8 protein-coding genes and 1 pseudogene are annotated in these 12464 nt (G+C 50.8%); 5 read left to right on the top strand and 4 right to left on the bottom strand.

The genetic code is table 11. The annotated features are described in order from the left end of the window. Positions 1 to 2: 2 nt before the first annotated feature. The 4 genes and pseudogenes from NH461_RS24715 (at position 3) to NH461_RS24700 (ending at position 5189) form a co-directional block, all read left to right on the top strand. Positions 3 to 1244, top strand: coding sequence for an MFS transporter (locus tag NH461_RS24715; protein ID WP_261603604.1), 1242 nt, complete (start codon positions 3 to 5; stop codon positions 1242 to 1244). Positions 1245 to 1442: 198 nt separating this feature from the next. Beyond that, positions 1443 to 2593, top strand: a protein-coding gene (locus tag NH461_RS24710; RefSeq protein WP_261603603.1) for an IS3 family transposase whose coding sequence is annotated in 2 segments (ribosomal slippage) — positions 1443 to 1680 and positions 1680 to 2593 — 1152 coding nt in all. Because the reading frame shifts where the segments join, the coding sequence is not laid out codon by codon here. Positions 2594 to 2605: 12 nt separating this feature from the next. Further along, a pseudogene (locus NH461_RS24705) lies at positions 2606 to 3742 on the top strand (ISL3 family transposase); the annotation flags it as partial. A 109-nt stretch (positions 3743 to 3851) separates the two neighbouring features. Further along, positions 3852 to 5189: an IS4 family transposase gene (locus tag NH461_RS24700; RefSeq protein ID WP_261603602.1), complete on the top strand. Its 1338-nt coding sequence runs from the start codon at positions 3852 to 3854 to the stop codon at positions 5187 to 5189. Between the two features lie 48 nt (positions 5190 to 5237). On the opposite strand, the gene NH461_RS24695 is transcribed toward NH461_RS24700, so the two are convergent. The 4 genes from NH461_RS24695 to NH461_RS24680 all read right to left on the bottom strand — a co-directional run bounded on the left by NH461_RS24695 (position 5238) and on the right by NH461_RS24680 (position 10912). Then, positions 5238 to 6926: an ABC transporter ATP-binding protein gene (locus tag NH461_RS24695; RefSeq protein ID WP_261603601.1), complete on the bottom strand. Its 1689-nt coding sequence runs from the start codon at positions 6924 to 6926 to the stop codon at positions 5238 to 5240. Then, complete coding sequence (locus NH461_RS24690; protein WP_261603600.1) at positions 6919 to 8571, bottom strand: ATP-binding cassette domain-containing protein; 1653 nt, start codon at positions 8569 to 8571, stop codon at positions 6919 to 6921. The genes NH461_RS24695 and NH461_RS24690 overlap by 8 nt, the downstream gene beginning before the upstream one ends. Before the next feature lie 373 nt (positions 8572 to 8944). Next, complete coding sequence (locus NH461_RS24685; protein ID WP_261603599.1) at positions 8945 to 9883, bottom strand: DMT family transporter; 939 nt, start codon at positions 9881 to 9883, stop codon at positions 8945 to 8947. A gap of 117 nt (positions 9884 to 10000) precedes the next feature. Further along, positions 10001 to 10912 carry an EamA family transporter gene (locus NH461_RS24680; RefSeq protein ID WP_315903254.1) on the bottom strand — a complete coding sequence of 304 codons (912 nt, stop codon included), beginning with the start codon at positions 10910 to 10912 and terminating at the stop codon, positions 10001 to 10003. Between the two features lie 102 nt (positions 10913 to 11014). On the opposite strand from NH461_RS24680, the gene NH461_RS24675 reads away from it, so the two are divergent. Further along, complete coding sequence (locus NH461_RS24675) at positions 11015 to 12406, top strand: PLP-dependent aminotransferase family protein (protein WP_261603598.1); 1392 nt, start codon at positions 11015 to 11017, stop codon at positions 12404 to 12406. Positions 12407 to 12464: the final 58 nt, after the last annotated feature.

Below are 12464 nucleotides of genomic sequence, written 5' to 3'. Positions count from 1 at the left end.
CCATGAACACCGCTCAAACGACGCTGGGCCTCAAACCACTATTGGCGGTTCTTGCTGGCGTATACACCATACAAAGCCTCGTTGGGATGTTTACACTGCAAGGGCTACCTGCCGTGTTGCGCTCTGAGGGTATCTCAACCTCTCAAATCGGCTTGTTTTATTTAGCGATGCTACCATGGGCGTTGAAATTCTTATGGGCACCCTATGTGGAAGCAATGCGAAAGCGCCGCGGACTGTTGAGCCATGGGAAACTGATTGGTTTTGCCCAATTAGGCGTTGTTGTCATCCTCACTGGAATGGCTTTAACTTCAGCGATACAGCTCCCTGCCCTGTTGTTTATCAGCGTGTTTGCTCTGGCTTTATTCTCTACTGTTGCAGATATCAGTACGGATGGCTTAGCGGTCGATCGATTGCCGCAAAGAAGTCGTCATTTAGGCAACTCAATGCAAGTCGGAGGCGCTTACATCGGTGCTCTATTTGGTGGTGGACTTTTCATCTATATGATGGGGGTCTACCAATGGCAAACGGCGCTGTATGTTCTGATGACACTCATTGTTGCGATGTCACTACCAACAATTGCATTGTTTCGTAAAGAGGTGCCTTCACCACAACTTCAAATCGAAACGTGCCACCCTTCATTGCGCAGAGCCTGGAACAGTTCCAGCGTTCGTTTGGGGTTACTCATGGTAGTAGTATGCCAAATAGGGACACGAGGCGTGCAATCAATGATGATACCTTACCTGTTTGATCAAGGTCTTCAATTGACCGATCTAGGTATACTTGCCGCAGGAGGTGGCGCCATCACTGGACTGATCGGGGTGCTAGTCAGTGCCATATTAATGAAACACTTTTCTGCTCGTACCATGCTGCTGACCTGTTTAAGTTTAGAAGCCTTGGTCTTTGCCTGCTTCTTCCTCGATACGCTAGAGCTCATCATAAGCGCATTCCATTTACCGATCCTCTACGTGCTCAGTTCAGCAGTAGCCGCCGCGAAGTTTGTTGCCCTTTATACCCTGATGATGGAATGGGCATACGGCAAGCAAGCTGGTGTTGACTTCACCCTCTTCCAGTCCACAGACATGGCGGTTGCCATTCTGATGGCACTGGCAAGTGGCATTGTCATCGCCAACTTAGGTTATGGTGCCCACTATGGCATTGCGGTTATTGCAACTGTCATTGCTTTTGGGCTTGGTTTTCTTCGCCTCTCTATACCAAGGTCATCACCTCAACCTCAAGCTACCTAATCCCATAACGCCCACCGATGGTGGGCAAACTTACCCTCTCCCATCAGCCACATGAACGCATGTGGCTTAGGGAGGCTCAACCTAAATTTGATAAAAGTAAGATGCCAACATGTCCAATAACACTGATCTAATTACTGAATAGCCACCGACTTGATAGACACCTTTTAGTTAGACAAAATGACTAGCAGAGAGGTGCTTATGAGCAACAAGCGATACCCAGAAGAATTCAAAGTTGAAGCCGTCAAACAGGTTACTGAAAAAGGCCATAGTGTAGCCGATGTGGCAAATCGTTTAGGGACTACCACGCATAGCCTTTATGCTTGGATTAAACGCTACGGCCCAGATTCCTCCCAATATCAAGCCAAGTCCGATGAAAGTGCCGAAATTCGTCGACTCAAAAAGGAGCTGCAAAGAGTCACCGAAGAAAGGGACATATTAAAAAAAGCCGCGGTGTACTTCGCAAGCCAGTCCGACTGAGGTACGCCTTTATCAAAGCCAATCAGGCTGTTTGGCCTGTTCGACGTATGTGTAAAGTCCTTAGCATCCACCCAAGTGGTTATTATGCTTGGCTTAAGCAACCCGACAGCAGACAGGAGAAACGGCGTAAATACCTTCTCGGACTCATCAAGCAGTTCTGGCTGGAATCTGGCGGCGTTTATGGCTATCGAAAAATATACAGTGATTTACGTGATGAAGGTGAATGTTGCGGTATCAACCAAGTTCACCGCTTGATGAAACGAGAAGGCTTACAGTCGCAAAGAGGATATCGAAAACCCAGGCCCAAAGTGGGCACAGAGAATGTCGTTGTTGCGAATAAGTTGGCCAGGGAGTTCAACCCGACTGCTCCAAATCAGTCTTGGGTGACCGATATCACGTATATAAAAACTCACGAAGGTTGGCTATACCTCGCAGTCGTCGTTGACCTGTTCTCTCGGAGAGTGATTGGTTGGTCGATGAAAAGCAGAATAACGAAAGAGCTGGTATTGGACGCGCTTCTGATGGCGATATGGCGACGCTCACCGTCAGAGAAGGTACTCGTGCATTCCGATCAAGGAAGCCAGTATACAAGTCATGACTGGGATAAATTTTTAAAGCAGCACGGTCTGGAATCAAGCATGAGCCGTCGGGGTAACTGCCATGACAATGCGGTAGCTGAAAGTTTTTTCCAGTTACTGAAAAGAGAAAGAGTGAAGCGAAAGATCTATTCCACTCGGGAAGAAGCGCGGATGGATATCTTCGAATATGTCGAGATATTCTACAACGTCAAACGCAGACACGGTTCCAATAATCAGTTGTCACCAGTAGAGTATGAAAAGCGGTATGAAGAAAGGTTAATTAGTGTCTACTGAGTCGGTGGCTATTCACAGCATAGCAACTCCCTGACCATTCACTTGTCTCCAACCAGCCACCCAAGATGCCAGTGCGGCTCAATTTCTGCTGAAGTGCATGATACTTCCATCCGGACAATCTCGGACAGAAACATTATGGACTATGCGGTAACCCTGAAGGTTCCAGCGAGGAGATTACGATGTCCTCAGTGTGGCATCCTGACTGAACAAATCACTTGGCTTGAACCTTATTCCAGGCAAACAACCCGTTTAGTCCGCTTTGTCGAAAAGCTGCTCACCAGGCTTCCCATCAAACACATTTCTGAACTGGTGAAGCTCCACTGGACGACCATCAAAAACATCGATAAGAGGCGTTTGGCACGAGAGGTCAAAGAGCCAGACTGGAGCAAAGTAAAGCGCTTGGTTATGGATGAATTTGCCCTATTCAAAGGGCACCGCTATGCCACGGTCATCGCTGATGCCGATACACACCAAGTTCTCTGGATTAACGAAGGGTGCAGTCGAGAATCCATCCGCCCGTTTTTTGAACAGCTGGGTGACCATTGCAAGCAGATTGAAGCCGTTGCAATGGATATGAACACAGCGTTTGATTTAGAAGTACAAGCGCATTGTCCTAAAGCCATGGTTGTTTATGACTTATTCCATGTTGTTGCCAAGTATGGCCGGGAGGTGATTGACCGTGTGCGGGTTGACTGCGCTAACCAACTTAAGCACGACAAACCTGCTCGTCGTCGGGTCAAGCGGGGGCGGTGGGTGTTGCTGAAAAACCGAAACAACCTGAATGATAAGCAAGTCGGATATCTGGAAGAATTGCTCGCCGCGAACAAAGACTTAATGGTGGCCTACTTAATGAAAGAGCAACTGAAGGAACTTTGGTATTGCCGCACTGAAGAGGAAAGCCAGAGACTGTGGGAAGTCTGGTGGCGACAGGTCATGGAGAGCGGTGTTCAACCGCTCATCCAGTTTGCCTAAAAGCTTAAAAAGTACCGGGCGGGAATCACTTCCTCTGCGGTACATGCGCTTCATACTTGTCGCCTGGAAGGAATGAACAACAGGATCAAAGTAATGAAACGAATAGCTTATAGCTATCGAGATACTGATTATTTCTTTCTGAAAATTCGATCCGTCTTCTCCGGAGATCCGAGATGAACCATAAAAAAGCCTCGCTTTACAGCGCAATGCTGATCAGTTAAGGATCGGTTGACTGATCCTTCTGATGCGTCAGAATCGGAAATCATTTACTGGTTTCCGGTTTTTTATGCCCGTAGCTTCCGCACTCACAGATTTTCTTGAAGAGTCTCCTGTCGATATCTCCCAGCTGACCACTTTCTCTGAACACGTTCCCGACGAGTGGGTTGCCAGAGCTACATCTTTATCGACTCAGGCAACCATCAGACGAAGACGGCTCCCCAGTGATATGGTGCTCTGGCTTATTGTCGGTATGGCCTTTTTCCGCAATGAGCCTATAGCTGAAGTGGCCCGCCGTATGAATGTCTGTGCCGAAGGGTTGGCAAACGAGGAACTCCTGGCCAAGAGTGCTCTGACACAAGCCCGTCAGCGACTGGGAAAGGAAGCGCCTAAATGGCTGTTCAAACAGTGTGCTCAGGTATGGGGTAAAGAAAGGTACCCGGAAGACAGCTGGAATAAACTTCAGGTTTTTGCTGTTGATGGGGCTCTGTTCAGGACCCCGGATACCCCCGGGCTTCGCGAACACTTCGGTTCGGGAAACACATCCGGAAAGCGCCAGACACCTTACCCTGTACTCCGTCTTGTCACCATGATGAACGTGCGTTCCCATATCATCATTGATGCCGATATCAGCCCTTATCGCCGAGGTGAAATACCGCTGGCCCAACCCTTTATCAACTCGCTGCCGGATAACTCGGTGACTTTGCTGGATAAGGGATTTTACGGAGCAAGCCTGTTGCTGGGCATCTCTGCCAGCGGGGCAAACCGACATTGGCTTATTCCTGCTAAAAAAGGCGTGGTATACACACTTCTCGACGAGGAGGAAACCAATGACAACCTTATCGAGATGAAGGTCTCGCCCCAAGCGAGAAAGAAGAATCCGACCCTTCCTGAGAAATGGCAGGTACGGGCAGTCACCTATGAGGTAGACGGGAAAGAGAAAACGGTTTTCACCTCCCTGCCAAGAGAGATGTACAGCGCCGAGCAGGTTGCCACCCTATACCACGAACGCTGGGAGATTGAACTGGGCTACCGCGATATAAAGAGCTCCATGCAGCACAATTCTCTTACCTTGCGGAGCAAAACGGTCGAGCTGGTTTATCAAGAGTTATGGGGGTTGCTTCTCGGCTACAACCTGGTCAGGAGAGAGGCAAGCCAGGCGGCTGTGGCGCATGACAGAGCCCCCACAGAAATAAGCTTCAAGTACGCCTGCCAGTTTATTGCAAGTCAGCTCAGGGTAATGAGTAAGGCACTGTCACCGGGAAACACGCCCAAGAGGCTAAAGGCACTACGGGGGGACCTGTCCGTGCTCTTCAAGGAAAATCGCCCCAGGCCATCTAGGCCCAGGGCAGTTAAGATATCAAAGACCCGCTATCCGGTTAATCGCCATGCCGCTCCGCTTAAGTGAACTGCATTGCGCTTTACAGCGAGGCTTTTACTTTGCTGTCCGGGATTTCTAGGCGACTTGGCCAGCAAGCCACAATTGCTGATAGCCCCCTCCTTCAGCCATCAAGGTATCATGGGCTCCTGAATCAACAATTTTGCCATCCTCTAAATAGTAAATAGTATCGGCATGTTGAACGGTGTCTAAGCGATGGGCGATAGTAATCACGGTCTTCCCTTCAGACAATCTGGCAATCGACGCCAATACTTCATTTTGCGTGGCCTCATCCAGCGCCGAAGTAATCTCATCCAATAGGAGAATCGGCGCATCATGCAGCAAGGCACGAGCAATGGATACTCTCTGGCGCTCACCTCCGGATAATTGGTTGCCGTTTTCACCAATATGACTATCCAGACCTTTTGGTAAACCCGCCACTAAGGCAGACAAACCGACGGCCTCAATCGCTTGTTGCAACTCTTCACTGCTTGCTTCTGGTTTCGCAAGCAACAAGTTGTCTCGTAAACTGCCGCCGAGCAGTTGAACATCTTGTGTGACATAGGAAATCAGTTTATACCAGTGTTGAGTTCCGATCTCATCGATGCTGCGTCCGCCAATATTTACCGAACCCGAAGAGGGAATATGGAAAGCAGCAATGGCATCCAGAAGACTGGATTTTCCCGCACCACTTGGTCCCACAAAAGCGATACGATGCCCTTTGGGGATGGTAAGGTTAACGCCACTCAGTATCTTTTGCTCATCAATGGTAAGATGCAGGTCATCAATGACGATATCGTGCCCAGCCGGAGCCTCCCCTTTCGCTGCTTGTTGAGGCAATTGAGCGAGCGCCAGCAAACGGTCGGCGGCATTGAGCATATATCGCAATAACGCAGCATAGACCGTCATTCGGGTTAAAGGGCGAATACAAACCACGCTAGCCACAATCACCACTAAACATTCTGGCCATGTCAGCTGATCAGATTGCAAAAACAGACTTGCGAGACCAAGATTTAAAACCAATGCAAGCTCAGTGATCAATGTAGCGATAAGAACCCCCATTCCACCAGCCCATTCCAGACCAAGGCCAGCTGCTCGTTGTTGCTCTATTTTGTCACACAATGGTTCCGCCAGACGTTCACTTTGGGCAAAACCACGTAGCATAGGCAGACAATCGACATATTCTAGAAGTCGACTGGAGACCTCACCATTCATACTGTGATGGTGCTGTGCTCGCTGACTGAATGTGCTTTCCGCGAGCATTAACACCCCCAGCGCCAGAATAAATATCCCCAAAGTAACAGCACCTAAAACAGGGTGAATCAAGCCAATCACCAATAGCATCGCAAATGGCACAACCCACGCTGAAATGAAATCCGCTAACAGATGACTGAATATATCTTCAAACTGCTTCAAATCTGCAGTCAGAAGTTTCATTTTTTCTCCTAAACGCTTTCCTTTCAGTGCAGCAAGAGGTTGTCTTCGAATATCCGTCAACAGCTGGCTTCTCAGCCCCTGAGTGATGCCATAAGCACCGAGAAACGTCTGCTTGGCACTCTGACCAACCCACCACTGGCCCGCCACCACCACCAGTGATATTGCCCCTATCGTCACCCAAGAGATTGACTCAGGAACCAAAAGCCAAAAAAATAATGCCCCAAACATCAACAGAGGCAATGCCTCAACTACGAGCTTTCCAGCGAGCCCAACCCAGAATTGCCGCGCACTGATACCACTATGATGAATCAGAATCTGAATATTAGTCATGGCTATACTCCTGCACTTGTCCAGCTTTAACACATAAACGACGATCAACCTGCTGAACACGTGTTGCTCTGTGGCTGATAATCAACTGAATCTGCTCGGGGTAATAATCGCGAAGGCCTTCCAACACGTTTTTTTCAGAGATTTGATCAAGATGAGCGGTTGCTTCATCCAAGATAAGAACCGGCGTTTTAGCTAATGCGGCCCTAACGATCGCTAATCGCTGCATCTCTCCACCACTGAATAAACGCTGAGCTTCTCCGATAGACGAATCTAAGCCGTAAGGCAAATCCATGACTAAGCTTTTCAGTCCCATCAGCGATAGCAATGACCACAGCTCTTCATCTTTTAACGCCCTATTAACCAACGAAAGATTGTCACGCAATGAACCAGAGAAGAACACTGTTTGTTGATCAACAGATGCAATGTAGTGACTGCGTGATTCGTCATCCCAATCCTTAATTGGTACACCATTGATATGCCAATCACCGCTGTCCGCTGTCAGAGACCCACTCAATGTCATCAACCAGGAACTCTTGCCTGCCCCAGATTCCCCCTCGATAGTGATGCGCTCACCGGGGTGAAACTCAGTATTTACATTGCTTAGCAACTGGTTTCCGGCGCGAGAAAGGCTCAACTGGTTGCAAGATAAGCTAACTAAAGGCTTACCATAATTTGATGCTACTGGTAGGGATGAATGGAAGAAGGGTATGAGGCGGTCAACTGCGACGAAAGATTGCTGAATCTGAGAAAAGACCTGAGTCAGATCGAGCCAAGGTTTTAAAATACCCGCACTGATACAAACCACCATAACCAGCTCAGCATGCGACAACTGTCCCATTTGAACCAATGCGATGGCAGCAGGCACAACCAACATGAGTGACGCCTGAGCCAGTGTGACAAAAGTCACCCAAGCCCCAACCATGATGCGGGTGTAGCCAGTTACGATTTTATTGTGGGAACGAATCGTGCGGCTAAGCGCCAAATAGGAATCTGCATCGACTGAGAACAATTTCATGGCACCAATGCTACGCAAAAACTCCATCTGCGCTTGGTGCATATCGGCAACGATCTGCATGTACTTTTCTTGCCGATGACGGAAGCCACTCATCAACATAATCTGAACAATCAGTGCAACAGGCAAAGGCAGCAGTGCGATCAGCGCTAGACGCCAGTCTATGTAACCCATCAGTATGGTGAGCAGCACTGGCATCATAAGACCGTTAATCACATCCGTACCATGATGGGCAATGAGCGGTTCAAGACTCTGACAGTCATCGGAGAGTCGTTTTTCTATATCACCTCGTTTCATGCTTCGGAGCTGTTCGATCTTCATGGATGCCAAAGCACGAACAATGTGTTGACGTGTCTTCTGGATAATCTGATACGCCGCTAAATGCGCCAGCCAAACCGCAAAGGCGTACAGCCCGTAGCGCCCCAACAACGCAACAACGAAAACAATCAGATAAGGAATTGGAGATTCTCCAGAAGCCACGGTTTCGAGAGAGAAAAACAGACATAGCCAAGGCACGACTTCTACCAGACTACACGCGACTGCGCAGCCCAAAGAGAGGGCGACTTGACGACGTTCGCTTTGCAACATGGTTCTAAACGCGCCCGTACGGCTCATATCCTTTGAAAGTAACATATAACAGCCTATTAAATTTCTATAGCTTCAGTTACTTTGCGCTGGCTTTCTAGCGAAATAAGACTTAATTTTCATCCTATTAGGCTTTCTTGCTGATTCACTTCCATAGTAGTAAATCGAGGGACATTTCTGTTATCGCGACGATACTCCTGAATAATGTTGTAAACGCTTCTTCGAATAAAAAACCAACCGTTAAATCCTCAACAACCCTATTCAAACAACAGAGAACAATCATGAATTGTTCTCTTCTACTGCTGGGTAAGTGTCATTTCTGGACCTAAAATGACACTCATTAAGATCATGTAAAACGACGCATTTTGGGGATTCAATATTGCAACGTCAAATCCCATCACGCGCTTTTGCCTAGCTGAGGCTACTGGTGTTCGTGCCATTTCCAACGAAACCGTTTCCCGCCGACACTTGAGCGGAACAGCACCAACCGATCTAATACAGCAAACTCATGGATCACGATAGCCGCCATAATCAGCCCGCCGCCCAGCATCTGGGGACCGGTCACCAGTTGTCCCAAAAAGACAAAGCCGATGATCAGGGCGAAGATGGGTTCGGTCAGTTCAATCAACTGCACCGACTGGCTTTCGATCAGCGTCAAAGACTTAGTGGTACACCAGAACCCGCCAATGGTGGGTAAGATCGCCAGCATCAATAAAGCAAACAAGCTATCGCTTGACGGCACCGACCAGCCGGACAGTGCCAGCGGGATCGACAGATAAATCACCCCGAACAGCAACAGTGCTGCCACCGGGATCAGCCCGCCCCCCAGACCAAGTTTCTTGGTCAGCACCAGGAAACAGGCATAACCCAGCCCGGCCACCACCGCCAGCAGCAATCCCGTGCTTTCCTGTCCAGAGAGCTGCTGGGTTTCGACGAAGACCAGATACAAACCGCCCAGCGAAAGCAGCATCGCCACCAGCTCATGCTTGTTGATCCAACGACGGGCAAGCGCTGCATTCAACAGGAAAGTAGCAATGGTCGAGGCGCCAAACAGGCAAAACACCACCACCGCCACATTGATGTGCTGGTAAGCTGCCGTTTCGAAATAATAGAGCACGAAAAAACCAAAGAATGCACAGACTGCGATACGTGGCCAGAACTGCCGAAGATAACGACCCAGCACGCCCAGTTGCCCGGTCATCACCGCCCAAACGCCCAGCGTCATTAACGCAATGAGGCATTTGTAAAATGCCACCGCTTCGGAGGAGAGTCCCAGTTGAAACAAATTCACACTAAATAGCCCCACCGTGCCGTTAAACAAGGCAGCCAGCACTGCCAGTAATCCACCGTAAATTTTCATATCATCCTTTTCTGTTATCCGTTTCCATCCTGTGCCCCCGCCGTTTCACTGATTTGATTCAAAAAGTTAAATGAAACAGTCAAATCGGGCAGGGGCAGATCAGTTTACTTATCGCCTTCAGCCGGAAGTCACCGCGTCGCCTTCACACGGACGCACTTTGCGGATCCGAACCGTCCATCCTGCCGGGGCCGTGATCAACAGGGTGCCGGCCAGGAAGATGGCGGAAGCCGCAATCTGGATCCCCGACAGCGCCTCGTCATAAATCAGCCATCCGCTGAGCAGGCCAAACACCGGCACCAGCAAACTGAGCGGCGCGACCGTGCTCATCGGGTACTTGAGCATCATCCGGTTCCACAGCCAGTACCCGAACAAAGTGGTCGGGTACGCCTGAAACAACACGGCAACAGACGTTTTCATATCCCACGCCTGATATGCCTGAGACAGCACCTCGGTGCCATTCAGCCCGATGCTCAGCCCTACCAGCGGCAACGGCGCAAACAGCATGCCCCAAACATTAAAAGCAAACACCCGCGTCACCTTGGCTTGTTTTACAATCATGTTCGCGGCCAGCCAGGAGCAAGTGGCAATCAGGATCAGCACCAGGCCTGACAGGGTCACATTCCCCTCGGTGCCGGTCACAGCCACCACCAGCCCGGCCAGCGCCAGCATGCTGCCGAACGCCTTAGCCCTGCCGACGGTTTCGCGGTAAACCAACACCCCGATGACAATGCTGAGCAGCACCTTCGACTGCAACAACACCGACGCCATGCCCGATGACACCCCGGCGCTAATTGACCACGAAGCCATCCCCCACACCCCGACCCCGAACGCCAGCCCGTAACCCACCAGATACTTCCAAGGCACGTCCGGCTTCGGGATAAAGAAAATGATCGGGAACACCGCCAGCCCAAACCGTGCCGCGACCATCAGCAAGGGATCGACGTCAGTCACACCCATTTTGATCATCGAGAAGTTAAACCCCCAGATCATCATCACCAGTGAAATCCATCCCAAATCTCGCCGAGTCATATTTTCTTGTCTCCTGAACCTTTTGATACAGTGTGGCTTGAGCATCAAATCCAGTACAGATACAATTTTTAACAAAGGAACCAATACAGTTAAGGATCAGACGTGTCTCGATATAAACAGCTTGCGGACAAATGCGTCGCCGATATTCAGGCCGGACGACTCAAACCGGGCACCCGGATGCCATCCCTGCGGCAATTTGCCCGGCAACAGCAGATCAGCGTCTCCACCGCCGTCAGCTGCTATCAGGAATTGACGGCTCTGGGCTGGCTCTGTGCCCGCCCGCAGTCCGGGTTCTATATCACCGCCCTGGATACGTCGCACCCACTCCCGGAGTGGCGCTCCTTTGCCAGCCGGGTCTCCACCCCGGCCCGCACACAGACCACCGTCGAGCGGGGGCCGTTAGGGGTTTCTCATTCGCCGCTCAGTGAGCAGGATGTGCAGGATTTGGATGTCTGTTTCCGCCGCGCCCTGAAACGCATCGGCAACCGCCTGTCTCGCTATCCGGACTATCAGGGCGAAGTCCCGCTGCGCCAAAGCCTGGCCACACACCTGACCGGCCAGGGCTTCCCGGTACTGGCCGACGAGCTGGTGATCACCCACGGCTGTTTGTCGGCGGTCAAAACCGCGCTCGAAACCTGCACTCGGCCGGGCGATGCCGTAGCGGTCAACTCGCCCTGTTTTAACGGATTACTGGAGCTGTTGGCGCAAATGTCGCTGAACATCGTCGAAATCCCAACGCTGGAGGACGGGCTGGATCTGGTCCAGCTCGAACACCACCTGCAAGCCGGCACCATTCAGGCCGGACTGTTCAGCACCTCGTTCATGAACCCGCAGGGCATCACCCTGTCGGTGGCCCAGAAGCAGCAACTGGCCGAGCTGGCCCGGCGTTACCAGACGCCGATCATCGAAGATGATGTCTACCTGGAGCTCTCTCATCAGGGGGATTTTGTGCTGCCGGCCAAGTATTACGATGCAGACGGCTATCTGTTGTGGTGCGGCTCAGTGTCGAAAACCCTCTCCCCCAGCTACCGTCTGGGCTGGTGCCTGCCGGGACGGTTCAAAGAGGCCTATCTGGCGAAGTTCGCGGCCGGGTCTTACGGCGTGGCGACACAGATCCAGCTGGCGATTGCCGACTTCATCGACACCGGCCATTACGCCCGGTTTCTGAGAAAAAAGCGCATGCAATTGCTGGGACAAAAACAGGCCTATCTCGACTATTTGCGTCAGCACCTCCCGGCGCAAACCCGGATCAGTGTGCCGCAAGGCGGGTTGGTGTTGTGGCTGCAATTTCCCGGGCTGGATTCAGCAGGGCTGGCGCAGGCAATTGCGGAAGCGCAGGTCGATATCCGTCTCGGCCCGTTGTTCACCTCGCTCGGCCACTATCAGGACTGCCTGCGGATCAATATCGGCTATCCGCTGGATGAAATGGTCAAACCCGAGCTGGATAAGTTGATCGCTCTGCTGAACCGATTTACGGAAACAGGCTATCACTGATGACCTGTAATGATGTGATGCGATGATGGATTGGGATTCGCCGGGCAACCTCACCAGC

Source organism: Photobacterium sp. TY1-4, assembly GCF_025398175.1.
In the GTDB taxonomy this organism is placed as follows: Bacteria; Pseudomonadota; Gammaproteobacteria; order Enterobacterales; family Vibrionaceae; genus Photobacterium.
This window is presented reverse-complemented; position numbering and strand designations above follow the sequence as displayed.